We start from the raw sequence: 23,145 nt of genomic DNA, 5'->3' as shown, positions 1-23,145 counted from the left end.
CCCGATGCGCCCCGCCCAGATCGTTCCCCTCGTCGTCGCCACCGCCCTGTTCATGGAGAACACCGACTCGACGGTGATCGCCACGGCGCTGCCGGCCATCGCCGCGAGCCTCGGCGAGGACCCGATCGCGCTCAAGCTCGCGCTGACCTCCTATCTCGTCAGCCTCGCGATCTTCATCCCGGTCTCGGGCTGGGCGGCCGACCGCTACGGCGCGCGCACGGTGTTTCGCGCCGCGCTCTGCGTGTTCATGGCGGGCTCGCTGGCCTGTGCCGCGTCGAGTTCGCTCCTCGGCTTCGTCGCCGCGCGCTTCCTGCAGGGCATGGGCGGGGCGATGATGGTGCCGGTGGGGCGCCTCGTGATCCTGCGCAGCGTGCCGAAATCCGAGCTCGTCGGGGCGCTCGCCTACCTCACCATCCCCGCCCTGATCGGGCCGGTGCTCGGGCCGCCGCTCGGCGGCTTCATCACCACCTATTTCGACTGGCGCTGGATCTTCTTCATCAACATCCCGATCGGGCTGGCCGGGATCGCCCTCTCGACGATCTACTTCGAGAACCTGCGGGAATCGGAGCGGCCACCCCTCGACGTCGCGGGCTTCCTACTGTCCGGCGCGGGCCTCGCCCTGCTGATGCTGGGGCTCGCCTCGACGGGCAAGCATCTGCTGCCGGCCTGGATCTCGTGGGGCAGCATGGCGGCCGGAGTTATCCTCATCGCCGCCTACCTGCGGCACGCGAAAAGGGTCGTGAATCCGGTGATCCGGCTCGATCTCCTGCGCCACGCGACGTTTCGCGCGGCGGTGACGGGCGGAAGCCTCTTCCGCATCGGCACGGGGGCGATCCCGTTCCTGCTGCCGCTGATGCTGCAGATCGGGTTCGGGCTCGATCCGCTGCGCTCGGGGCTGATCACCTTCGCCGCCGCCGCCGGGGCGCTGCTGATCAAGATCGTCGGCCCGCGCATCCTGCGCAGCTACGGCTTCCGCCGGGTGATGCTGACCAACGCGCTGATCGCCTCGGCCTTCCTCGCGGTCAACGGGCTGTTCACGGCTGAGACGCCGCACTGGCTGATCGTGTCGGTGCTGCTGCTGGGCGGCTGCGTCCGCTCACTGCAATTCACCTGCGTCAACGCCATCGCCTATGCCGACCTCGACAGCCACGAGATGAGCGCGGCGACGAGCCTCGCCAGCGTGGCGCAGCAGCTCTCGCTCAGCCTCGGCGTCACCATCGGCGCCCTGGCGCTCGAAGGCTCGGCGGCTTGGCACGGGCATGCGGGCATCGCGGCGGCGGATTTCGCGCCGGCTTTCTTCACCGTGGCCGTCATTTCGGCTGCCGCGATCCTGCCGTTCCTGCGGCTGGCGCCGGATGCGGGGGCGGAGGTGTCGGGTCAGCGGACTCTGATGACGAAGCCCGCCGACGGCTCACCCGCGACGCTGGCCCCCGTCACGCCGCGGCACGTGCCGGAGCCCGGCCGCCCGAGCGCTTGACCGGCGCCTTCCGGGCCGGGGCCTTCTTCGCCGGATCCTTGGCGCGGGGCCGTACTGGTGCCGCCTCGCCCGAGCGCCAGCCCTGCCAGCTCCAGGCGCCGGGACCGGCCATGGCGTAGATCAGGAAGGCGCCGGCCAGGCCGAGATCCGAGAGCAGGAAGGCGCGCTCGGTGACGGCGGCCGCGCCGGAAAACGCCCAGAACGGGTGCAGCAGGATCGCGAAGGCCGCGACGAACCCGGCCATGGCGAGCCCCGTGATCCGCGGCATCACCCCGAGGACCAGGGCGAGCGGCCCGAAGACCTGGACGATCACGGCCACCGTGGCGAGGGCGTTCGGCGCCGGCAGTCCCGCCCCAGCCAGCGTCACCGCGAAGCCCGAGACGTTGAGCGCCCGCGCGATCCCCGTCGGCAGAAGCGCCGCGGCCATGAGCAGGCGGGCGGCGAGAAACGCACCGTTGCGGGCACGATCGGTCACGGGCGGAACTCCGGAAGCTGGCGATACGGCCGAGCTTCCGGTGTCCGGCTGAAGGCCCGGTTAAGGCTGCGTGGCCGTCCCCATCGGATTACATCGGCGGGCGCAGGCCGTCCTTGCCGACCGCGACGCGCTTGGCGCTGAGCTTGCCGTCTTCGTTGCCGGCGATGACGAAGGCCTTGGCGCCGGGCTTCAGGATCGCCGCGTCGGCCGGCTCGAAGGTCACCACCGGGGCCGAGGCCGGAACGGCGATGGTCTTGGAGCCGTCCGCGCCGTAGCTCACGGTGAGCGTCGTGACGCCACCCGCACCCGCGCTTTTGGCGACCGTGCCGTTGGTCATGGCGCTCTTCACCTTTGGCGCGCCGGCCGTCGTGGCCTTCACGGTGCCGTTCGTCATCGCGCTCTTCACCTTCGGCGCATCGCCCGCGGTGGTGTCCTGGATCTCGTCCCAGGGGTAGTGGCCCTCGCCGGTGCCGCGCATCGCTTCGGGAAACAGCACCACTTCCAGCGCCGTGGGCGGGTTGTCGCCCTTGGTGGCGGTGCCGATGAAGACGCCGTCCTTGATCTGGTCGAGGCTCGACTTCACCACCGAGGCGTATTTCGTGTCCGGCGCCAGCGCGACGGTGGTCGAGCGGCCGTCGTCGGTCTTGAGGACCAGCGTCGTGCCGTCCGCGCTATCGATGGTGCCGCGGACCCGCTCGGGCTGGGGCGCGGCGTAAGCGGCCGTCGACAGCGTGGCCGCGAGGGCGATCGTGGTGAAGCGAAGCATGCGTGTTTCCTGATGGGATGGATGGCTCAGATGGGGCCGGCCCGCGGGCGTTCCACGGGCGAACGGTCGGGGCTGCGTTGCGTCACCCCGAGATGCCGGGCCGAAAAAGCCGTCCGCGCTCGGTCCAGGCTACGACGGCGAGCGTGAGGCTCCCGAGCCCGGCATAGCCGACGCCCACCGGCAGCACGGTGCCGTCGAAGCTCTGGCCGATCACCGAGCCGAAGGCCGCGCCGAGCAGCGTCGTGTAGAAGCCGAGAAAGGACGAGGCGGTGCCGGCGACCTCCCCGACCGGCTGCATCGCCAGCGCCTGGAAGTTCGGCATGGTGAAGCTGATCAGGAACTGGTTCGCGCTCAGCACGGTGAGAAACAGCCACAGCGGCGGGTGGCCATGCCAGGCGAGCCCAATGCCGACCTGCACCAGGGCTACCGCGACGAAGGCGATCAGCCCGGCATGGGAGAGCCAGTGCATGCCGAGCCGCTCGACGAGCCGGGCATTGATCAGCGTCGAGGCGCCCATGGCGCCGGCCACCAGGGCGAAGGCCGCCGGGAACCAGCCGCCGAGCCGGTAGAGCCCGGAATCGAAGACCTGCTCGGCCGAGCCGACATAGCCCATGATGCAGCCGACCATCAGCCCGAGCGCCGTGCCGTAGCCCAGCGTCGCGCGGCTGCGGATTGTCAGGCGCAGGGCCTGCCCCATCGCCGTCAGCGAGAGCGGCCGGCGGTATTCCGGGTGAAGCGTCTCCGGCATGCGCAGCGTGAACCAGACGGCCAGGACGCCGCCGAGCGCCAGCATCGACACGAACACCCAGACCCAGGACCCGAACAGCAGCATCGCCTGCCCGAGCGCCGGGGCGAGCATCGGCACGATCAGGAACACCATGGTGATCAGCGACATCACGCTGGCCATGGCGCGCCCGGCATAGCGGTCGCGCACGATGGCCAGCGACAGCACACGCCCGCCGGCCGCGCCGACGCCCTGCAGGATGCGCGCGGCGAGCAGCCAGCCGAAGGACGGGCTGAACATCGCGAGCACCGTCGCCCCGAGATACACGCACAAGCTGACGAGCAGCACCTTGCGCCGCCCGAGGGAATCGGAGAGCGGCCCGTAGAGAATTTGGCCTGCGCCGAAGCCGATCATGTAGACGTAGATCAGGAACTGCAGGCTGTTCGGATCGGCGACCGAAAAGCGCTCCCGGATCGCGGGGAAGGCCGGCAGCAGGTTGTCGATCGAGATCGCGGTCACCGCCATCATCAGCGCGACGATGCCGACGAATTCGCGAAAGCCCGGGCCGTGTGCCGGGTGCGGGGCCTGTTCGATCGAGGGGTCGGGCCGGATCGACCGGAAGGGTGCTGTCACGATCGCGCCTTGCGATGTTGGCTCGTTGCTGGTGTAGCCTTTACCGGTGGCGGGAGCCGGGCGGGTCGCCCGTCCCGCAGGGCTGCCCCGTGCGGACGCGGCGTCGCAGCCCGGATCTGGTACCAACGGCCGTAAGCTTCGGCTCTTCAAGCCGCCGGCCGTTGGCAAGCGCGAATGCGCGTCGCCGCTTATGCGGCGGGCAGCCCTGAAGGCGTCAGCCGTAGGGGCCACTGGTATGAGAAGGACTGACGATGACCGACCGACGCGGGGCCAGCGGGGGCCTGCGAGGCGACCTCAAGCAGCGGGTGAAGACCGGGCGCGGACGCACCCTGTCGCAGAAGCGCTGGCTCGAGCGCCAGCTCAACGACCCCTACGTGGCGCGGGCCAAGCGCGAGGGCTACCGCTCGCGCGCCGCCTTCAAGCTCATCGAGATCGACGAGCGCTTCAACCTGCTGAAGCCCGGACAGAAGATCGTCGACCTCGGCGCCGCCCCCGGCGGCTGGTCGCAAGTCGCCGCGAAGAAGATCGGGGCCGAAGGCTACGTCGTCGGAATCGACCTGCTCGAGATCGAACCGATGTCCGGCGTCGAGTTCATCATGCTCGACTTCCTCGATCCGACCGCCCCCGGCCTCCTCACCGATCTCCTCGGCGGCCCGGCCGACCTCGTCCTGTCGGACATGGCCGCCAACACCACCGGCCACAAGAAGACCGACCACCTGCGCATCATCGGCCTCGCCGAAGTCGCCGCAGAGTTCGCCCGCGAGATCCTGGCGCCGGGCGGCGCCTACCTCGCCAAGGTGTTCCAGGGTGGCACCGAGGGCGACCTGCTCGCCGACCTCAAGCGTGACTTCGCCAGCGTCCGTCACGTCAAGCCGAATGCGAGCCGGGCGGATTCGAGCGAGCTCTACGTGCTGGCGACGGGGTTTCGCGGACGTACGGAAACAGCGACGCCCGACCCGGAGTGAGGTCGGGCATCGGGTGGCCAGCGAATGATCAGCGCTTGACCGTGACCGGCCCGTTCATCCCCGGCCAATCCGAGTAACCGTTGGCGCCGCCGCCGTACCAGTACGGCTTCGGCGCCTCGGCGAGCGGTGCCCCGGAGGCGAGGCGCGGCACGAGGTCCGGGTTGGCGATGTAGGGCCGGCCGAAGCTGAACAGGTCGGCACGGCCCTCGGCGAGTTCCTTCTCGGCGAGCTCCAGCGTGTTCTGGTTGTTGCCGATATAGGCGCCCTTGAAGCGCCGACGCAGGTCGAGGAAATCGACGCCGTCCGGCACGTCGCGGGTCTGCTGCGTCACGCCCTCGATGGTGTGGATGTAGAGCAGGCCGTAGGCGTTGAGCGCGTCGACATAGGTGCCGAAGGTCTCGTGCGTGGTCGAATCGAGCGGGGTCTCTCCGGGCTGCGTCGTGGCGGGCGAGAGGCGGATGCCGACGCGATGGCCGCCGCCCCATGCCTCGGTCACGGCCTTCACCACCGCAAGCGGGAAGCGCAGGCGGTTCTCGATGGAGCCGCCGTACTGGTCGGTCCGCTTGTTCGTGGAATCGCGGACGAACTGCTCCAGAAGGTAGTTGTTCGCCGAGTGGATCTCGACGCCGTCAAAGCCGGCGCGCTTCGCGTTCTCGGCGGCACGGCGGTAATCCTCGACGATGCCGGGGATCTCGTCGGTCTCCAGGGCGCGCGGGGTGACGTGCTCCTTCATGCCGCCTTCGGTGAAGGCGGTGCCGGTCGGCTTGATCGCCGAGGCCGAGACCGGGAGCCGGCCGTTGGGCTGCACGTCCGGGTGCGAGATCCGGCCGGTATGCCAGAGCTGGAGGAAGATCCGGCCGTCGTTGGCGCGGACCGTCGCCGTGATCTTCTGCCAACTCTCGACCTGCGCATCGGTCCAGATGCCCGGGGTGTAGGCGTAGCCGACGGCCTGGGGCGAGATGTTCGTCGCCTCCGAGATGATCAGCCCGGCATTCGCGCGCTGGCCGTAATAGTCCTGGGCGAAGTCCGGCGGCACGCCCTGGGTCGACGAGCGGCTGCGCGTCAGCGGCGCCATCACCACGCGGTTCTTCAGGTGGAGGTCGCCGAGGGTGTAGGGCTGCAGAACGGGGCTGTTGGACATGCGGTGTCGGTGTTCCTTGGTTGCGGTGGATCGAGCGGTCGCGCGGCGGAACTGAGCCTCGCCAGGCGACCGGTCGGTTCGTTCAGTGCTGGCTCAACTCGCCTTCAGCCCGTCGAGTTCATCGAGGCCGCCGCCATCGGCATAGGCCGTCTTGAAGCTCTCGCGTGTCTTCCAGCGCTGCCAGAAGCGGTCGAGCTGCTCGAAGCGCTCGTCCAGCGGCGTGGCGCAGACCGGATATTTCGAGAAGGCGATCGCCGTGCAGAGCGTGATGTCCGCGAATGTCGGTTGGTCGCCCCCGAGCAGCCAGTCGCGCCCGTCGGCGAGGTGGCGGTCCACCAGTCCGGCATGACTGAGCGCCTCCTTGCGGCAGTGCTCGCCCCATTGCGGGTTGGAGGTCAGCTCCAGCTTGGGTCCGAGGCCCTGGTGCAGCACGTGGAACATCGTCGTGATCCGATAGAGGATCTGCACCCAGATCCGGTCGTCCCACATCGCGTCCTGCGCCTGTTCCAGCGCCGTCCCGCCCATGATGGCCCGGCCGGGAAAGCTCTGGTCGAGATAGCGGGCGATGGCCGCGCTCTCGGAGAGCGTGCCGCCGCCGGGAAGCTCCAGCGTCGGCGTCTCGCCCCAGGGGTTGCGTTTCAGGTGCCGCCATCCGCGCTGCTCGCCGGCGGGTGCCATGGCGAGCAGCCGCTCCTCGACCCGGTCGGCGATGCCCTTCTCGTGGATGAGAAGGCGCACCCGCTGCGGGTTCGGGAAGACGGAGGGCGACGTGTAGAGCGTCAGCCTGTCCATGACTGCCTCAGGCGACCGTCAGGCCGACATCGACGTTGCCGCGCGTGGCGTTCGAGTACGGGCAGATCTGGTGCGCGGCGTCGACGAGCGACTGTGCCTCGGCCTTGTCGAGGCCCGGCAGGGTGATGGTGAGGTCGGCGGTGATGCCGAAGCCGCCCTCCGAGCGCGGGCCGATGCCGACCTTGGCGGTGACGGTGGTGTCGGCCGGGATCTTGGCCTTGGCCTGGGCGCCGGCGACCTTCAGCGCGCCGAGGAAGCAGGCTGCATAGCCCGAAGCGAAGAGCTGCTCGGGGTTGGCGCCCGGACCGCCTGCGCCGCCGAGTTCCTTCGGGGTCGAGAGCTTCACCTCGAAGCTGCCGTCCTCTGTCTTGGCCGAACCGTCGCGGCCGCCATTGGCGGTGGCAGTGGTGCGGTATTTCACGTCGACGGTCATGCTGGACTCCCTGGATTCCGGTCGGGGCCGGATCGGCGTCATGAGCCGGTGCCCCGTCTCGTCCAAGGCTTTATAGATTGCGCGCAATTTAGTTACGTGCGCTGGCGCACATGGACGATGCCGATCGGCTTTGGGTGCGATCAACGCACGCCGACGCGCCTCAGGACTTCATCCGGACATAGGTCCCCGGGGCCGGGCCGAGGGAGGGCAGGGGACCTTCGCCGGGGATGCGGGCGGGGACGCGCTCGGGCGCCTGGGCCTCCAGCCATTTGAACCAGTAGGGCCACCATGAGCCCTCGTGCTCGGTCGCGGCCTGGACCCAGTCCTCGAACCGGCCCTTGGCCGGCCCCCCGGTGCGGAAGCCGTATTTCGCTTTCTTGCCCGGCGGGTTGACCACGCCGGCGATGTGGCCGGAGCCGGCCAGCACGTAGTCGACCTTGCCGCCGAACTTGCCCGACCCTTCGAACACCGAGAGCGCGGGGGCGATATGGTCCTCGCGGGTGGCGAGGTTGAAGATCGGCACCTTCACCTTCTTGAGGTCGAGCTTGACGTTGCCGAGGACCATCTGGCCCTTCGCCAGCGTATTGTTGAGGTAGCAGTTGCGCAGGTAGAACGAGTGGTTCGCCTCCGGCATCCGCGTGGAATCGGCGTTCCAGTAGAGCAGGTCGAAGGGCAGCGGCGCTTTCCCTTTCACGTAGTTGTTGACCACGTAGCTCCAGATCAGGTCGCTGGGCCTGAGCATGTTGAAGGCGCTCGCCATGCGGGAGCCGTCGAGGTAGCCGCGCTCCTTCATGCGCTCCTCGATGATCTGGATCTGCTCCTCGTCGGCGAAGACCTTGAGGTCGCCGGCATGGGTGAAGTCGACCTGCGTCGTCAGGAAGGTCGTGCTCTTGATCCGGGTGTTGCCGCTGGCGGCCTGCGCCGCCATCGTCACCGCGAGCAGCGTGCCGCCGACGCAGTAGCCGGCGGCCGAGACCTCGGTCTCGCCGGTGGCGATGCCGATCTGGTCGATCGCCGTCTCGATGCCCTCGCGCATGTAGGACTCGAAGTCCTTGTCGCGGTGGCGCTCGTCGGGATTGACCCAGGAGATCACGAAGACCGTCAGCCCCTGGGAGACCATCCAGCCGATCAGGCTCTTCGTCGGATTGAGGTCGAGGATGTAGAACTTGTTGATCCAGGGCGGCACGATCAGGAACGGGCGCTTGAGCACCGTCTCGGTCTTCGGCGCGTACTGGAGCAGCTCCATCAGGTCGTTGCGGTAGACGACCTCGCCCGGCGTCACTGCGACATCCACACCGAAGGTGAACGCGGTCACGTCGGTCTGGCGCACGCGCAACTCGCCGCCGCCGGCCTCGATGTCCTCGGCCAGCATCTTGAGGCCGCGCACGAGGTTCTCGCCGTTCTCCGCCAGCGTGTGCCGCAGGAGCTCGGGGTTGGTCATCACGAAGTTCGAGGGCGAGTAGGCCGCCAGGATCTGGCGCAGGTAGAATTCGGCCTTGTGGCGGGTGCGCGCGTCGATACCCTCGGCGTTCTCGACGAGGCCTTCGGCCCAGCGCGCCGTGATGAGATAGCTCTGCTTGATGAAGTCGAAGACCGGGTTCGTCGTCCATTCCGGGTCGGCGAAGCGCTTGTCCTTCGGATCGGTGGCGATGGCGGGCGCCGGGGCCTCGCCCTGCATCCGGCTCCAGGTCGAACCCCACAGGGCCATGAAGGCCTCGGAGAGCTGGGCCTGCGCCGCCATCGCCCGCTGCGGATCGCTCATCCAGGTCTCGGCGACCTTGCCCAGCGTGCGGGTGATGTCGCCCATCTCGTCGGAGGGGTTGGCGTTGCCGCGCCCGTTCGCCTTGCCCTCCAGCGGCGCGAGATAGCTCGCCGACATGCGCCCGAACCCCTCGGCCAGGGCCGCGGCGTTGCGGGAGATCGCTTCCAGATCCGGTTGGACCGGCTTCGGAACGTCCGACACGCGTTTGATCCTCCCTGATCGGCTCTCTCCCGCCTCTTGGACGACCAAGCGGCGGTGGGCCTCGTTTCGGACAAATTAGCGCTTCACCCGAACATGTCGCCAGTCCGCCGGACAATGTCCAGATCGCGCAGCCCATGCTTTCGCCCAGACTCTTCGGACTTCTCGCCCTGAGCCTGCCTATCCTGGGCGCGGCGGGCTGCTCCGGCGACGTGAATCCGATGAAGGAGGCCTTCGTCGGCGCCGGATACGGGCCGAAGAAGGTCGACGCGCCGGACTTCGTCGAGACCTCCCGCCGCACCGACCGGACCTACATGCCGGTCGGCCAGGACGAGCCGAAACGCGCGATCCGCGCCCGCTCCTCCGAGGCCCAGAAGAGCCTCGAAGCGGATCTCGAGGGCGCACGCACCCGCAACGAGGCGCGCGGCAGGACGGCGGAGGGCGCGGCCAAGGGCATCGCCAAGGGACTCAAGCCGGCCGAGCTTCCACCCGAGTAGCGCCGCGGCACCCGCGCCACACGCGACATTCGAAAAGCGGTGGTTGCAGGCTTTCGGAGTCGGCGTGGGCGAACGTCGATGGTATGAGACGCGATTCACCGCCGCTCGCGAAAGGCGGGCTCCCGCTGGGAGGCCCGCGCGCCCCGGACGCCAAGAACGCCATGACCGATTTTCACCGCATCAAGCGCCTGCCCCCTTACGTCTTCGAGCAGGTCAACCGGATCAAGGCGCAGGCCCGCGCCAACGGCGCCGACATCATCGATCTCGGCATGGGCAACCCCGACCTCGACGCCCCCAAGCACGTCATCGCCAAGCTCTGCGAGACGGCCGGTCGCCCGCGCACCGACCGCTACTCGGCCTCCAAGGGCATTGCCGGGCTTCGGCGGGCCCAGGCCGGCTACTACCAGCGCCGCTTCGGCGTGAGCCTGAACCCCGATACGCAGGTCGTGGCGACGCTCGGCTCCAAGGAGGGCTTCGCCAACATGGCGCAGGCGATCACCGCGCCGGGCGACGTGGTGATCGTGCCGAACCCGAGCTACCCGATCCACGCCTTCGGCTTCCTGATGGCCGGCGGCGTCGTCCGCTCCGTTCCCGCCGAGCCGACGCCCGCGATGTTCCCGATCCTGGAACGCGCGATGCTGCATTCGATCCCGAAGCCCGTGGCGCTCGTGGTCTGCTACCCGTCGAACCCGACGGCCTATGTCGCGACCCTCGATTTCTACACGGAGCTCGTCGCCTTCGCGAAGAAGCACGAAATCATCCTGCTCTCCGACCTCGCCTATGCCGAGGTCTATTTCGACGACAAGGCACCCCCGCCCTCGGTGCTGCAGGTGCCCGGCGCCATCGACGTGACGGTGGAGTTCACCTCGCTCTCGAAGACCTATTCGATGGCCGGCTGGCGCATGGGCTTCGCGGTGGGCAACGAGCGCCTGCTCGCGGCGCTGACGCGGGTGAAGTCCTACCTCGATTACGGCGCCTTCACGCCGATCCAGGTCGCGGCCACCGCCGCACTGAACGGCCCGGACGACTGCATCAAGGAGATGCGTGCGATCTACAAGAAGCGCCGCGACGCGCTGGTCGAGTCCTTCGGCAAGGCCGGCTGGGTGATCCCGCCGCCCCAGGCCTCGATGTTTGCCTGGGTGCCGATCCCGGAGAAGTACAAGCCGCTGGGCAGCCTCGAATTCTCGAAGCTCCTGCTGGAGAAGTCGGACGTCGCGGTCGCTCCCGGCATCGGCTTCGGCGAGCACGGCGACGACTACGTCCGCATCGCGCTGGTCGAGAACGAGCAACGCATCCGCCAGGCCGCCCGCAACGTCCGACGCTTCTTCGATACCGCGGACAAGACGCTGCACAACGTGGTGCCGCTGCAGAAGGCGGTGTGAGCTAGCGCCCGCCCTCTCCCCGCACGCGGGGAGAGGGCCACGGACCCCTTGTCGGGTCCGTGGCAAGCGGAGGCGAAGCCGAAGCGAAGGTGAGGGGGCGACTCCGGAAGAGGTTTATCCGGCACCGCCCCCTCACCTTCGGCTGCCGCCTCGCCGTGCCCCGGCAAGGGGCACGGCCCTCTCCCCGCAAGCGGGGCGAGGGGATGCAAGCAACCCGAACAGACAATCTTGAGAGTAGGTCTTGCTGAGAGCGGGTCTCGGCGGAGGCTCACGCCCCCGCCTCCTCCCCCAGCGTCTCTTCGATGTAGAGCTGCGCCAGCAGCACCTTGATCACCGCCATCAGCGGCAGGGCCAGGGCGATACCCCACAGGCCGAACAGCACGCCGAGCAGGAGCTGCCCCGCAAAGATCGTGGCGGGGGGGATGTCGAGGGCGCGCTTCTGGATGAACGGCGTGAGGCCGTAGCTCTCCAGGGTCTGCACCGCGAGATAGACGCCAAGCGCCCCGAGCAGCGCATTGACGCCCGAGGCGAGGCTGGCGAGCAGGATGACCACGCCGGCCAGGAGCGGGCCGACGGTGGGGATGAAGGCGAGCAGCCCCGCCTGCAAGCCGAGGATCAGCGAGCCGCCGATGCCGAGGAAGGCGAGACCGCCCCAGGTGCAGAGGAAGATTACCGCCATGGTGATGAGCTGGCCGAACAGCCAGTGCCGCAGCGTCTCGCCCATGCCGTCGAGCACCTGGCCGCCGCGCTCGCGCCGGTGCGGCGGCAGGAAGCGCACCACGCCGTTGCGGTAGCTGCCGGGATCGGCCGCCACCGAGACACCGAGGAAGACGATCACCAGGCCGTTGCCCAGCGCGTTGAACAGTTCGAGCAGGACGGTCGCCGCCGGGCCGAGCACGCTGCCGGCATCCGACAGCAGCGAGCCGGGGCTCTTCAGCGCGCCTGAGGCGAAGCCGCTGAGGCCGCCCTTCGGCTCGTCGTCGCCTTTCGGCTTCGGCTGCCCGGCCTCACCGGTCCCCTGCAGGGCTTCGAGCTTGTCGAGGCTGACGCCGTGATCCTTGAGCCAGTCGCGGATGGTGCCCGACTGGTTCTGGATGGTCTGGCCGAGCTCGCGCCCCTGCTGCGCGATGGTGGCGCCGCCGACTGCGCTCATGCCGACGAGGAAACCGGCAACGGCGAGGCTCGCGATCAGCAGGCGCAGGGCGCGCGGGATCGGCAGGACGTATTTGAGGCCGCGGGTGAGCCCGTCGAGGAAAACGCCGAGAAGGACGCCGGCGAAGATCAGCAGCAGCGTCGCCGAGGCGAGCCAGCACAGCGCGAGCAGCGCCACGAAGGCCACGACCGCGATGCCCGAGCCGACCAGCGGGCGTGCGCCGCGCCAGGGGCCGACAGGGCCGTCAGCCGTCTTCACGCCGGATTCCTGGATCGCCATGGGCCTGCATACGCCTTCCGCCGGTCACGCCGGCGCGGGCGGCATGGACGCAAATCGGGCGCGCGTCCATCATCCCTCCGACGCCGGCTGCGACCATCCCTCCGCAGCCTTGGCATCGTGCTCTGTCGCCTCGACCCAGCCGCCGGTGGTGCCGTCGGCGAGGTGCTCGCGCTTCCAGAAGGGCGCGCGCGCCTTGAGGTAGTCCATCAGGAAGCTCGCCGCCGCGAAGGCCGCCGTGCGATGCGCCGAGGCGGTGACGACGAGCACGATGCCTTCGCCCGGCCGGATCAGGCCGTGGCGGTGGATCACGCGGACGGCCTGGATCGGCCAGCGCCCCTCGGCCTCTTCGACCACGCGCTCGATCTCGGCCTCGGCCATGCCGGGATAGTGCTCGAGTTCGAGCGCCCGGAGCCGGCCGTTCTCGTCGCGACAGAGGCCCGTGAAGCTCACCACGGCCCCGGCGCGGCCGTTCGTCGAGGACTCGATCGCCGCGAGTTCGGTGGCGACGTCGAAGGGATCCGGCCGGATGCTGACGCGGCTCATGCTGTCCTCGAAACGCGGCTGCGGGATACCGCTCCCGTGCATGCGCCTATATGTCTGCGCTCGGTCTGCAGTGCCATGCGCCCGGACCCAGACTCAAGGACGCTTCTCGTGACGCCCGACCTGATCCTCCCCTACGACGGCGTGCTGCCGACCTTTTCCGCCCGGCCGGTCTGGTGCGGCACGGGCAGTACGGTGATCGGCACGGCGGCGATCGGCGCGCAGGCCTGGCTCGGCGACGACAGCGTGATCCGCGCCGACGGCCAGACCGTCACCGTCGGCGACCGCTTCTGGCTCGGCACCCGCTCCACGGTCCACATCGCCACCGACACCCTGGCGACGGTCGTCGGCGACCGGGTAACGGTGGGCCGCAACGCCGTGGTCCATGCCTGCACGGTGGGCTCGGATGTGGTGATCGAGGACGACGTGATCGTGCTCGACGGGTCGGTGGTCGGAGACGGCGTGCTGATCGAGGCGGGGGCCACGGTGTTTCCGCGCTCGACGCTCGAGGCCGGCCACGTCTATGCCGGCAGCCCGGCCAAGCGCCAGCGCCCGATCACACGCGAGGAGATCGCCGAGCGCGCCGAGCGCCTGCGCGAAGCGGCGGCCACGTCGCCCGCGCCGACCGTGGGCGATGCGCCGGAGACGGAGGAGACGGTGTTCGTCGCCCGCACCGCGCGGCTCTCGGGCCGGATCCTGCTCGGAGCCGGATCGAGCGTGCTGTTTTCCTGCGCCCTCGAAGCCGAGGTCGGGCCAATCGTGGTCGGGGCCGACACCAACATCCAGGACAACACGGTGATCCGCACCCGCGGCGAGGGCGTGGTGATCGGGCGCGACACCACCATCGCCCACAACGTGCGCATGGCCGATTGCCGCATCGGTGCCCGCAGCCTCGTCGGCATCGGCTGCGTGATCGCGCCGGGCACGGTCGTCGCCGACGACGTCCTGCTCGCGGGCGGCGCCACCACCGATCCGGGCCAACTCCTCGACAGCGGCCACCTCTGGGGCGGCCGCCCCGCCCGCATCCTCGCCCCACTCGACGCGGGCAAGCGCACGATGATGGCGAAGATCGTCGAGGGGTATTGCGCGCACGGGCGCGAGTATCGGCAGCTGCAGGCGGGCGAGGTGGTGTAACCCCACTTACCGGCCCTCATGCTGAGGAGCCGCAGCGTAGCGGAGGCCTCAAAGCACCCCTGCCCCTATCCGTGCATCGCTTCGCCATTGGATCGGCGTTCAGGGGTCCTTCGAGCCTGCTGCGCAGCATCTCGGGATGAAGAGGGGAGTGGTTGCCGGAGGCTGGCTTCCTCCCTCACATCGGTCCCGTAACATCCCCCAAAAACCGCCCCACCAGCATCCGCGCCAGCACCCGCGGCGAGTCCGGCACCAGCACCGCGAGCTTGTTCGAGGTCGAGAGCGAGGCGATGCCGTGCAGGCCGGCCCAGAGGGTCGCGACGGCCTGCCGGCGTTCGGTCGCGTCGGGCAGGAGCTGCTGCAGCACCGTGTCGACGAGGCCGGTCGCCTGCGACAGGGCCTCGGCGTACCAATCGGGAAACGGTACGTCGGGGGCGGCGACATGCTCGAACACGAGGCTCCAGACCCGCGGGTCCGCGGCGACGAAGACGAGGTATGCGTCCGCCAGCGCCAGCGCATTGTCTCGCGGTGGCTGTGCCGGATCGATCGCACCTTCGAGCGTCGCGCAGAGGCGGCGGAAGGTGCGGGCGTTGACCCGCAGGATCACCTGATCGAGGTCGCCGACCGCGTTGTAGATCGAGTTCGGCGCGTAGCCGATCGCCGCCGCGAGCCGGCGCATCCCGAGCCCGCGAAAGCCCTCGTTGCGCACGAGGCTCTCGGCCGCCTGGGCGACCATCTCGATAAAGCCTTCGCGGTCGTGCTCGCCCCGCGGTCCCGCGGCCCGTTTGCCCTGTCCCATGCCGTCTCCTCGATGTTGGCGTGGCCGCATCGTCTTCACGCGAATTGGCGGCCACTCCGCTCGAAAATGCGCTCGCAGCGTAGAAGAACCGCGCAACAACAGAACCTTAGGACCTGCCGGCGCATCCTGCGGAATGGCTGTCCGGCGTGCGGCGACGCACGCATCGGGCGGGATAGATTGCACGACGTGCAAGATCAAGTTGCCGGCCGCGCCGAACCGCGTATTTTGAACAACGTGCAAACTATCTGACGGCCCGATCGCAGGGCGCGTCGGACAGGCTGGATTTGACGCCCAAGCTATCGCCGGGCAGTCATGGGCCAGCCGGGAGAGAGGTCCATGTTCGCTTCCCTGATGACGACGCGGCGGTTCGCACCGCTGTTCTGGTGCCAGTTCTTCTCGGCCTTCAACGACAACTTCCTCAAGAACGCGCTCGCGTTGCTGATCCTGTTCAAGGTCGGCGAGACCGGCACCGATCCGGGCCATGGCGGGATTCTGGTCACGCTGGCGAGCGCCGTGTTCATCGGCCCGTTCTTCGTGCTGTCGGGCCTCGGCGGCCAGCTCGCCGACCGCTACGACAAGGCGGTCCTGGCCAAGCGCCTGAAGTTCGCCGAGATCTTCGCCGCGTTGCTCTCGGTGCTCGGCTTCTGGCTGCAATCGGTGCCGCTGCTGTTCGCCTCGCTCGGCACCTTCGGCATCATCGCGGCGCTGTTCGGCCCGATCAAATACGGCATCCTGCCCGATCACCTGAAGCGCGAAGAACTCACCGCCGGCAACGCGCTGGTCGAGGCCGCGACCTTTTTGGCGATCCTGCTCGGCACCATCACCGCCGGCCTCGCCATGGCGATGGGCGGCCACGCCCTGGGGCTCGGCGCCGGGCTGATGACGTTTGCGATCCTGTGCTGGCTCGCCGCCCGCCAGATCCCGCGCACCGGCGAGGGCGACCCGACCCTCAAGGTCGACGCCAACATCGCCCGTTCCACGGTCGGGCTACTGCGCGACCTCTGGTCCGACACGCGGCTCTGGCGCGGCTCGATCATCGTGAGCTGGTTCTGGCTCGTCGGCGTGGTGGTGCTCTCGCTGCTGCCGGTGCTGGTGCGCCAGACGCTCAACGGCACCGAGATCGTCGCCACCACGCTGCTCGCGGTCTTCTCCATCGGCATTGCGATCGGTTCGGCCCTGGCCTCGTGGCTGGCGAGCGGCCGCATCGTCCTGCTGCCGACGCCGGTCGGCGCGATCCTGATGGGCCTGTTCGGCCTCGACCTCGCCTGGACCGTCTCCCAGGCGGTGCCGGCCGTGGGCGAACCGATCGGCGCGCTCGCCTTCCTCTCCGACCCGACCGGTATCCGTCTGCTTGTCGACTTCGCCGGCCTCGCCATCGCCGGCGGCCTCTACATCGTGCCGTCCTTCGCCGCCGTGCAGGCCTGGACGCCGAAGGAGAAGCGCGCCCGGGTCATCGGCGCCGTCAACGTGATCACCGCCGCCTTCATGGTCGGCGGCACCCTGGCGCTGGCCGCGCTCCAGGCGGCCGGCCTCACGATGGGGCAGCTCTTCGCCCTCATCGCGGTGCTGAACCTCGTCGTCGGCGTGATCGTGTTCAAGATCATGCCGACGAGCCCGTTCCGCGACTTCCTGTCGATCTTTTTCCGGGCTTTCTACCGCCTCGAGGTGAAGGGCCTGGAGAACGTCGAGAAGGCCGGGCCGAACGCCATTATCGCGCTGAACCACGTCTCGTTCCTCGACGCGCCGCTGGCCCTCTCGCTGCTCGACCAGGAGCCGGTCTTCGCCATCGACCACGGTATCGCCCAGCGCTGGTGGGTGAAGCCGTTCCTGAGGGTCACCAAGGCGATGCCCCTCGACCCGACCCGGCCGCTCGCCACCCGCACCCTGATCAACGCGGTGAAGAACGGCGAGACGCTGATCATCTTCCCCGAAGGACGCCTCACCGTCACCGGCAGCCTGATGAAGGTCTATGACGGCGCCGGCCTGATCGCCGACAAGTCCGGTGCCATGGTGGTGCCGGTGAAGATCGACGGCCCGGAACAGACCATCTTCTCGCGGCTCTCGCGCCTGCAGGTGCGCCGCCGCTGGTGGCCGAAGGTCACCGTGACGATCATGGAACCGGTGAAGCTCGCGGTCGATCCGGAGCTGAAAGGCAAGAACCGCCGCCGCGCCGCAGGCGCTGCCCTCTACGACATCATGTCGGACCTGATGTTCGAGACCACGAACATCGACCGCTCGGTGATGTCGGCCTTGATCGAGGCGGGCGACCGCCACGGTTGGCGCCGCGTCGCGCTCGAAGACCCGGTCACCGGCACGATGAGCTATGCGCGCCTCGTAATGGGCGCCAACATCCTCGGCCGCAAGCTGATGCCGCTCGCTGCCGAGGGCAAGACCATCGGGCTGATGCTACCGAACGCCAACGGCGCGGCCGTCACCTTCTTCGCGCTCGCCAGCGCCGGCCGCGTGCCGGCGATGATCAACTTCTCCGCCGGCTCCGCCAACGTGCTCTCGGCCTGCAAGGCGGCGCAGGTCGACACCATCGTCACCTCCCGCGCCTTCATCGAGAAGGGGCGGCTCGGGAGCCTGATCGAGGGGCTCGCGGGCAAGGTGAAGCTCGTCTATCTCGAGGACGTGCGCGCCACGGTCACCACCGGCGACAAGCTCAGGGGCCTGATCGCGCCCCGCAAGCCGCTGGTGAAGCGCAAGGGCTCCGACCCGGTCGCGGTGCTATTCACCTCCGGCAGCGAAGGCACGCCGAAGGGCGTGGTGCTCGCCCACCGCAACATGCTGGCGAACACCGCCCAGGCTGCCGCGCGCATCGATTTCGGCCGCACCGACAAGGTCTTCAACGTCCTGCCGGTGTTCCACGCCTTCGGGCTGACGGCGGGGCTGGTGCTGCCGCTGGTCTCCGGCGTGCCGGTCTATCTCTACCCGTCGCCGCTGCATTACCGGATCGTGCCGGAGCTGATCTACGGCTCGAACGCCACGTATCTCTTCGGCACCGACACCTTCCTCACCGGCTACGCCAAGGCCGCCCACCCCTACGACCTGCGCTCGCTGCGCTACGTCGTGGCCGGTGCCGAGAAGGTGAAGGATTCGACCCGCAAGACCTGGAGCGAGAAGTTCGGCCTGCGCATCCTGGAGGGCTACGGCGTCAGCGAGTGCGGGCCGGTGGTCGCGCTCAACACGCCGATGTTCAACCGCTTCGGCACGGTTGGCCGCATCCTGCCTGGCATCGAGACGCGGCTGGAGAGCGTGCCCGGCATCGAGGAGGGCGGCCGGCTCTCGGTGAAGGGGCCGAACATCATGCTCGGCTATTACCGCGCCGAGAAGCCCGGCGTGCTCGAACCGCCGCCGGGCGGCTGGCACGACACCGGCGACATCGTCGCGATCGATGCCGAGGGGTTCGTCACGATCAAGGGCCGCGCCAAGCGCTTCGCCAAGATCGCCGGCGAGATGATCTCGCTCGCCACCGTCGAGACCCTCGCGGCCGAACTCTGGCCGGACGCCCCGAGCGCGGTGGCCGCCGTGCCCGATGCCCGTAAGGGCGAGCGGCTGATCCTGTTCACCGAGGCCAAGGGCGCGACGCGGCCGGCCTATCAGGCCTTCGCCAAGTCGAAGGGTGCGCCCGAACTCGCGGTGCCGGCGGAGGTCGTGGTCCTCGAAAAACTGCCGATGCTCGGCAGCGGCAAGGTCGACCAGGTCGGCGTGACCAAGCTCGCGAAGGAGCGCTCCGAGACCTCGCAGGCGGCCTGAGCGCCGGAGCGATCCGTCGATCCCCGAAACCCGGCTCGCAGCGCGCGAGCCGGGTTTTTTCGTGCCGATATGAGGACGCTTGAAATTCGATCGTATTTCGATATATCTAATATATCGACATATCGAAACACGATCGGAAGGCATCATGCATCCCCGTTTCCAAGACCCCCGCCAGGATTGGTACTTCGCCCGCCACCAGCACGACGACGACCGTCCCTTCGGCGGTCCGACCCGTCACCGCGGCCCCGGGCGGCACGGCGGTCCCGGCCGCTTCTTCGGCCACGGCGACCTCCGCCTCGTCGTGCTCAACCTGATCGCGGAGAAGCCCTGCTACGGCTACGAGATCATCAAGGCGATCGAGGAGCGCGTGGGCGGCGCCTACAGCCCGAGCCCGGGCACGATCTACCCGACGCTGACCATGCTGCAGGACCTCGGCCACGTGACCGTCAGCGACGGCGACGGCGCCAAGAAGCTGCACACCATCACCGCCGAGGGCCGCGCCTATCTCGACGCGCACCGCCCGACCCTCGACGCGCTCATGGAACGCATGGACGAATCCGGTCGCCGGCACGGCGGCGGCCCCGCTCCGCAGATCGTGCGGGCGATGGAGAACCTGAAGCTGGCGCTGCGCCTGCGCCTGTCGCGCGGACCGCTCGACGAAGAGCAGATCAACGCGGTGGCTGCGGCGATCGACATGGCCGCTACGACGCTGGAGCAGGTGTGAGGGGGCACTAAGTTGCCGGCTGAAGACATCCGAACGACGCTTGGCAACCGTGCTTTCTGGCGCGGTTGCCGTCTGGTCGGGGCTTGACCGCACCGCCGAAATCCTCATGCAGGCGGCCGACGCGGCCTCGGCATCCCAGGGTCCCGCGCACGGATGCGAGGCCCTAACCGCATGCAGGCTCCCGCGATCGAAGCCGCGCCGCGCCGTGCGTCGTTCCTGACGCCGCTGTTCCGGGACCGCCGGATCGCCGCCGGGCTGTTTCTCGGCATCGGCTCGGGGATGGCCTTTCCGCTGATCTACGCGACGCAATCGGTCTGGCTGACGCGGGCCGGGGTGCCGATCGAGACGATCGGCTGGCTGTTCGGGCTGACCTTTCCCTACAAGCTCAAGTTCCTCTGGGCGCCGTTCCTGGAGCGCTACGACGCGCCGCTACTCGGCGCCTGGCTCGGGCGGCGGCGGGGCTGGATCCTGCTGGCGCAGGTCGGTGTCGCGGCATCGCTCGCGGGAATCGCCTTCGGTGATCCCGAGCACTGGCTCGGCTGGACCATCGCGTTCTCGCTCGCCCTCGGCGTCGCCGGGTCGACGCAGGACATCACCGTCGACGGCTGGCGCATCGCCGTGGTGGCGAAGGCGGAGCTTCCGCTGATGTCGTCCTGGTCGGAGATGGGCTGGCGCGTCGGCTCGCTGATCGCGGGCGCGGGCGCGCTGCTCGTCGCGGGCGAGCACGGCTGGAAGGCGGCCTACCTCGTCATGGCGGCGCTGATGCTGCCGAGCATGATCGCCGCCTGGATCGCTCCCGAGCCCGAATCCGACACGCGCGCCGCGCATGCGCCGATGAGTTTCGCCGCGACGATCTGGGCGCCGATCAAGGACCTGCTCGACCGCCTCGGGCCGCTTGGCATCCCGATCCTGATCATGATCGCCGGCTTCCGCATGCCCGGCTACGTCTCCACCGCGATGGCGAATCCGCTCTTCGTGACGCTGCACTACTCGGACGTCGACATCGCCACGGTGGTGAAGGTCTACGGGTTCTGGCTCGGCCTCGGCGCGACCTTTTTGGGCGGCTGGCTGATCCCGCGCGTCGGCATCATGCCGACGCTGCTGTTCGGCACCGTGTTCGGCTCCGCGGCGCATCTCGCGCTGGCCTATCTGGCACTCTACGGCGACCACAACGACGGCGCCTACTGGACCTTCGTGGTCGCGGTCGGGATCGAATCCTTCGCCTATGCCTTCGCCTCGATCGTGCTGATCACCTACATGTCGACGCTGACCTCGGACGCGCACGCGGCGAGCCAGTTCGCGTTGATGACCTCCCTGGTGGCGCTGCCGGGCAACCTGCTGGCGATGACCTCGGGCGTCGCGGTCAAGGCGCTCGGCTTCGCCTGGTTCTTCGTCGGCACCTCGGTGATCGGCATCCCCGTCGCGCTGCTCTGTGCCTGGATCTGGTGGCGGCAGAGCCGCGAGCCTCGGCCAGCTGGCTGATCCAGCCGAACTTCAGCCATCCTCCCGGCTTACGCGAGTGCCCATGACTCTCGACCGCCGCCGCTTCCTCGCCGCCACCGCCGCCCTCGGCCTCGCCGGGCCGGCCCTCGCCCAGAGCTACGGTCAGACCTACAAGGTCGACAACGACGACGGCCGGCCGATCGCTAACATGCGCCTGCCGGGGGAGATCACCGGCCAGATCGCCGAGCTGAAGGGCGTGACCTATATCGGCCCGCGCGATGCCGAGGTCGTGCTCTACGAGTTCTTCGACTACAACTGCCCCTATTGCCGGCAGGCCGCCGCCGACATCGCCGCACTCGCCGCCAGCGACCCGTCGCTGCGCATCGGCCTCGTCAACAACCCGATCCTCTCGCCGATGTCGGCCCAGGCCGCCAAGGTGGCGCTCGCCGTCCAGCGCAAGCTCGGCTCGGCCGCGGCCTTCAAGGTCTACGGGCAACTCCTCGGCACGCCCGGCAAGATCGACGGCCTCAAGGCCCTCGAGGTCGCCGCCAGGGCCGGCGTACCCCGTGCCGAGTTGGAGAGCATCGGCGACAGCGGGGAGATCCGGCAGGCCCTGAGCGCGCAGATGCACGTCGCGGCCAACCTGGGTCTCACCGCCACGCCGTCCTACGTGCTGGGCAATACCGGCATGCTCGGCCATCCCGGCCCGAAGGCGCTCGCGCGCATGATCGCGGCGATGCGGCGCTGCGACCAGATCGCCTGCGGATAGGCGATCTGGCGCGTCCAGGCGTCCGGTTGGACTACTTCTTCGAACCATCCGTCGGCGGCAGCACCGGAGCCGGCGCGGTCGGCGCGGCATCCGTACGCTCGACCTTCGCCGCCTCGCGCAGCTTCAGGATCACGTCCTGCTGGGCCTTGCGGGTGATGTACTGGTCGACCTGCTCCTTCATCTCGTCGAAGCTCGGCACCGGCTTGGTGCGCTTCTCCTCGAGCTTGATCACGTGCCAGCCGAACTGGGTCTTGACCGGATCGGAGACCTGGCCGGGGCTCATCTTGAAGGCGGCCTCGGCGAAGGGGGCCACCATGCGCTCCTTGGTGAACCAGCCGAGATCGCCGCCCTCGGCCTTCGAGCCCGGATCCTTCGAGGTCTCGCCGGCAACCTTGGCGAAGTCCTCGCCGCCCTTCACACGCGCGGCGATCTTCTTGGCGTCGGCCTCGTTGTCGACGAGGATGTGCCGGGCGTGGACCTCCTCCTCGGGCTTCAGCGCCTTGACGGTCTGGTCGTAGAGGGCCTTCGCGGCGTCCGGCGTCACCGCCTTCTTGGCCTCCTGCTCCAGGAAGTCGTCGAGTAGCAGCTTGTCGCGGAAATAGGCGAGCTTGCGCTTGAACTCCGGCGACTCGCCGACCTTCGCGGCGTCGGCCGCCTGGGCGCCGACGCGCAGGTCGATCATGTAGTCGACGAGCAGGCCCTTCTTGCCGGCTTCGTCGACGCCGGGAAGCGACAGCGCCGGGTCCTCGCCCGCGATGTTGAGGTCGCCCTGGGTGATCGGGGCGCCGTTGACCTTGGCGATCACCGTGTCGGGCGAGGTTTTCGCCGCCGGTGCTGCCGCTGCCGCTGCCGGAGCCGACGGCGTGGCGCTGGTCTCCTGGGCGAGCGCGGCGCCGGGCAGCGCGAGCGACAGGGCGAGCGCGCTCGGGCGCAGGAGGCGAAACAGCATCGTCATGAAAGCGGTCTGTCCTTGGGCGACGCCGCGTCGGGCCGGCTCTGACGGCTGGCTCTCGCAAACGACGTGAAGAAGCGGCCTACGGCCGCGGGCAACGGCCGACACGTGGAATCTCGCCGCGCCAAACGCAAGCGTCGCCGTTCCGATCGTGGCCGATGCCGCTCTTAGGAAGTGCCGAAGATGTGATCCGGCGGCGTCGCCTCCGGTGAAGGCAGCCGGCTGCAACGGTTCAGGTCCAGGCATGACGGCCGTCGAGAACCGATCCGATGCCGCGATCAGCCCCGCGGGCCGACGAGCCCCGGCGGCATGAATTCGGGCTCGCGAATGGCCGGCCGCGCGACCGGCGGCCGG

Annotated in this window: 20 protein-coding genes; 9 read left to right on the top strand and 11 right to left on the bottom strand. The window is 69.1% G+C overall.

Features of this window, described 5'->3' with window-relative positions; translation table 11 throughout:
- Positions 1-4: 4 nt before the first annotated feature.
- Positions 5-1,477 carry an MFS transporter gene (locus FV217_RS17505; protein WP_147818459.1) on the top strand — a complete coding sequence of 491 codons (1,473 nt, stop codon included), beginning with the start codon at positions 5-7 and terminating at the stop codon, positions 1,475-1,477.
- Here FV217_RS17505 and FV217_RS17500 read toward each other — a convergent pair.
- The 3 genes from FV217_RS17500 to FV217_RS17490 all read right to left on the bottom strand — a co-directional run bounded on the left by FV217_RS17500 (position 1,434) and on the right by FV217_RS17490 (position 3,970).
- Positions 1,434-1,952, bottom strand: a complete 519-nt coding sequence (locus tag FV217_RS17500) for a DoxX family protein (protein WP_147818455.1) — start codon at positions 1,950-1,952, stop codon at positions 1,434-1,436. The two genes, FV217_RS17505 and FV217_RS17500, sit on opposite strands and share 44 nt — an antisense overlap.
- 88 nt (positions 1,953-2,040) lie before the next feature.
- Positions 2,041-2,718, bottom strand: coding sequence for a metal ABC transporter permease (locus tag FV217_RS17495; protein ID WP_147818454.1), 678 nt, complete (start codon positions 2,716-2,718; stop codon positions 2,041-2,043).
- A gap of 82 nt (positions 2,719-2,800) precedes the next feature.
- Positions 2,801-3,970 (bottom strand): multidrug effflux MFS transporter, encoded by a 1,170-nt coding sequence (locus FV217_RS17490; protein ID WP_147818458.1) that lies wholly within the window; start codon positions 3,968-3,970, stop codon positions 2,801-2,803.
- A gap of 356 nt (positions 3,971-4,326) precedes the next feature.
- Between FV217_RS17490 and FV217_RS17485 the strand changes: the two genes are divergently transcribed.
- Positions 4,327-5,040, top strand: coding sequence for an RlmE family RNA methyltransferase (locus FV217_RS17485; protein ID WP_147818453.1), 714 nt, complete (start codon positions 4,327-4,329; stop codon positions 5,038-5,040).
- 28 nt (positions 5,041-5,068) lie between these two features.
- Here the strand turns inward: FV217_RS17485 and FV217_RS17480 are convergent, their stop codons facing one another.
- From FV217_RS17480 to phaC, 4 genes are all read right to left on the bottom strand, one after another.
- The gene (locus FV217_RS17480) at positions 5,069-6,181 is read right to left on the bottom strand and encodes an alkene reductase (protein WP_147818452.1); all 1,113 of its coding nucleotides are present in this window, start codon (positions 6,179-6,181) and stop codon (positions 5,069-5,071) included.
- 93 nt (positions 6,182-6,274) lie between these two features.
- Complete coding sequence (locus FV217_RS17475) at positions 6,275-6,973, bottom strand: glutathione S-transferase N-terminal domain-containing protein (RefSeq protein ID WP_147818451.1); 699 nt, start codon at positions 6,971-6,973, stop codon at positions 6,275-6,277.
- Between the two features lie 7 nt (positions 6,974-6,980).
- Positions 6,981-7,406 carry an organic hydroperoxide resistance protein gene (locus FV217_RS17470; RefSeq protein WP_147818450.1) on the bottom strand — a complete coding sequence of 142 codons (426 nt, stop codon included), beginning with the start codon at positions 7,404-7,406 and terminating at the stop codon, positions 6,981-6,983.
- 160 nt (positions 7,407-7,566) lie between these two features.
- The gene (phaC, locus tag FV217_RS17465) at positions 7,567-9,369 is read right to left on the bottom strand and encodes a class I poly(R)-hydroxyalkanoic acid synthase (protein ID WP_246682919.1); all 1,803 of its coding nucleotides are present in this window, start codon (positions 9,367-9,369) and stop codon (positions 7,567-7,569) included.
- Positions 9,370-9,503: 134 nt separating this feature from the next.
- On the opposite strand from phaC, the gene FV217_RS17460 reads away from it, so the two are divergent.
- Together FV217_RS17460 and FV217_RS17455 are read left to right on the top strand one after the other, a co-directional pair.
- Positions 9,504-9,863 carry a hypothetical protein gene (locus FV217_RS17460; protein WP_147818449.1) on the top strand — a complete coding sequence of 120 codons (360 nt, stop codon included), beginning with the start codon at positions 9,504-9,506 and terminating at the stop codon, positions 9,861-9,863.
- A 161-nt stretch (positions 9,864-10,024) separates the two neighbouring features.
- Positions 10,025-11,245, top strand: coding sequence for an LL-diaminopimelate aminotransferase (locus FV217_RS17455; protein WP_147818456.1), 1,221 nt, complete (start codon positions 10,025-10,027; stop codon positions 11,243-11,245).
- A 268-nt stretch (positions 11,246-11,513) separates the two neighbouring features.
- Here the strand turns inward: FV217_RS17455 and FV217_RS17450 are convergent, their stop codons facing one another.
- Positions 11,514-12,677 (bottom strand): AI-2E family transporter, encoded by a 1,164-nt coding sequence (locus FV217_RS17450; RefSeq protein ID WP_147818448.1) that lies wholly within the window; start codon positions 12,675-12,677, stop codon positions 11,514-11,516.
- Between the two features lie 69 nt (positions 12,678-12,746).
- Positions 12,747-13,220: a molybdenum cofactor biosynthesis protein MoaE gene (locus FV217_RS17445; protein ID WP_147818447.1), complete on the bottom strand. Its 474-nt coding sequence runs from the start codon at positions 13,218-13,220 to the stop codon at positions 12,747-12,749.
- Between the two features lie 108 nt (positions 13,221-13,328).
- Here FV217_RS17445 and FV217_RS17440 point away from each other — a divergent pair, with 108 nt between their 5' ends.
- A complete protein-coding gene (locus tag FV217_RS17440; protein ID WP_147818446.1) occupies positions 13,329-14,351 on the top strand; it encodes a gamma carbonic anhydrase family protein in 1,023 nt (340 codons plus the stop codon).
- Positions 14,352-14,526: 175 nt separating this feature from the next.
- Here the strand turns inward: FV217_RS17440 and FV217_RS17435 are convergent, their stop codons facing one another.
- Positions 14,527-15,147 (bottom strand): TetR-like C-terminal domain-containing protein, encoded by a 621-nt coding sequence (locus tag FV217_RS17435; RefSeq protein ID WP_147818445.1) that lies wholly within the window; start codon positions 15,145-15,147, stop codon positions 14,527-14,529.
- Between the two features lie 336 nt (positions 15,148-15,483).
- On the opposite strand from FV217_RS17435, the gene FV217_RS17430 reads away from it, so the two are divergent.
- The 4 genes from FV217_RS17430 to FV217_RS17415 all read left to right on the top strand — a co-directional run bounded on the left by FV217_RS17430 (position 15,484) and on the right by FV217_RS17415 (position 21,839).
- Positions 15,484-18,903 (top strand): acyl-[ACP]--phospholipid O-acyltransferase, encoded by a 3,420-nt coding sequence (locus FV217_RS17430; protein WP_147818444.1) that lies wholly within the window; start codon positions 15,484-15,486, stop codon positions 18,901-18,903.
- 145 nt (positions 18,904-19,048) lie between these two features.
- A complete protein-coding gene (locus FV217_RS17425) occupies positions 19,049-19,627 on the top strand; it encodes a PadR family transcriptional regulator (RefSeq protein WP_147818443.1) in 579 nt (192 codons plus the stop codon).
- Positions 19,628-19,798: 171 nt separating this feature from the next.
- A complete protein-coding gene (locus FV217_RS17420) occupies positions 19,799-21,109 on the top strand; it encodes an MFS transporter (protein ID WP_147818442.1) in 1,311 nt (436 codons plus the stop codon).
- A gap of 43 nt (positions 21,110-21,152) precedes the next feature.
- The gene (locus FV217_RS17415) at positions 21,153-21,839 is read left to right on the top strand and encodes a DsbA family protein (protein ID WP_147818441.1); all 687 of its coding nucleotides are present in this window, start codon (positions 21,153-21,155) and stop codon (positions 21,837-21,839) included.
- A gap of 31 nt (positions 21,840-21,870) precedes the next feature.
- Here FV217_RS17415 and FV217_RS17410 read toward each other — a convergent pair whose 3' ends face one another.
- The gene (locus FV217_RS17410; protein ID WP_147818440.1) at positions 21,871-22,794 is read right to left on the bottom strand and encodes a peptidylprolyl isomerase; all 924 of its coding nucleotides are present in this window, start codon (positions 22,792-22,794) and stop codon (positions 21,871-21,873) included.
- Positions 22,795-23,145: the final 351 nt, after the last annotated feature.

It is taken from the genome of Methylobacterium sp. WL9, assembly GCF_008040035.1.
Lineage (GTDB): Bacteria > Pseudomonadota > Alphaproteobacteria > Rhizobiales > Beijerinckiaceae > Methylobacterium > Methylobacterium thuringiense.
This window is presented reverse-complemented; position numbering and strand designations above follow the sequence as displayed.

Bases quoted from the DNA above. Each gene is read 5' to 3' on its own strand.
- FV217_RS17505 (WP_147818459.1), top strand. From the start codon at position 5: ATGCGCCCCGCCCAGATCGTTCCCCTCGTCGTCGCCACCGCCCTGTTC.
- FV217_RS17495 (WP_147818454.1), bottom strand. From the start codon at position 2,718: ATGCTTCGCTTCACCACGATCGCCCTCGCGGCCACGCTGTCGACGGCC.
- FV217_RS17490 (WP_147818458.1), bottom strand. From the start codon at position 3,970: ATGATGGCGGTGACCGCGATCTCGATCGACAACCTGCTGCCGGCCTTC.
- FV217_RS17485 (WP_147818453.1), top strand. From the start codon at position 4,327: ATGACCGACCGACGCGGGGCCAGCGGGGGCCTGCGAGGCGACCTCAAG.
- FV217_RS17480 (WP_147818452.1), bottom strand. From the start codon at position 6,181: ATGTCCAACAGCCCCGTTCTGCAGCCCTACACCCTCGGCGACCTCCAC.
- FV217_RS17475 (WP_147818451.1), bottom strand. From the start codon at position 6,973: ATGGACAGGCTGACGCTCTACACGTCGCCCTCCGTCTTCCCGAACCCG.
- FV217_RS17470 (WP_147818450.1), bottom strand. From the start codon at position 7,406: ATGACCGTCGACGTGAAATACCGCACCACTGCCACCGCCAATGGCGGC.
- FV217_RS17460 (WP_147818449.1), top strand. From the start codon at position 9,504: ATGCTTTCGCCCAGACTCTTCGGACTTCTCGCCCTGAGCCTGCCTATC.
- FV217_RS17455 (WP_147818456.1), top strand. From the start codon at position 10,025: ATGACCGATTTTCACCGCATCAAGCGCCTGCCCCCTTACGTCTTCGAG.
- FV217_RS17450 (WP_147818448.1), bottom strand. From the start codon at position 12,677: ATGGCGATCCAGGAATCCGGCGTGAAGACGGCTGACGGCCCTGTCGGC.
- FV217_RS17445 (WP_147818447.1), bottom strand. From the start codon at position 13,220: ATGAGCCGCGTCAGCATCCGGCCGGATCCCTTCGACGTCGCCACCGAA.
- FV217_RS17435 (WP_147818445.1), bottom strand. From the start codon at position 15,147: ATGGGACAGGGCAAACGGGCCGCGGGACCGCGGGGCGAGCACGACCGC.
- FV217_RS17430 (WP_147818444.1), top strand. From the start codon at position 15,484: ATGTTCGCTTCCCTGATGACGACGCGGCGGTTCGCACCGCTGTTCTGG.
- FV217_RS17425 (WP_147818443.1), top strand. From the start codon at position 19,049: ATGCATCCCCGTTTCCAAGACCCCCGCCAGGATTGGTACTTCGCCCGC.
- FV217_RS17420 (WP_147818442.1), top strand. From the start codon at position 19,799: ATGCAGGCTCCCGCGATCGAAGCCGCGCCGCGCCGTGCGTCGTTCCTG.
- FV217_RS17415 (WP_147818441.1), top strand. From the start codon at position 21,153: ATGACTCTCGACCGCCGCCGCTTCCTCGCCGCCACCGCCGCCCTCGGC.
- FV217_RS17410 (WP_147818440.1), bottom strand. From the start codon at position 22,794: ATGACGATGCTGTTTCGCCTCCTGCGCCCGAGCGCGCTCGCCCTGTCG.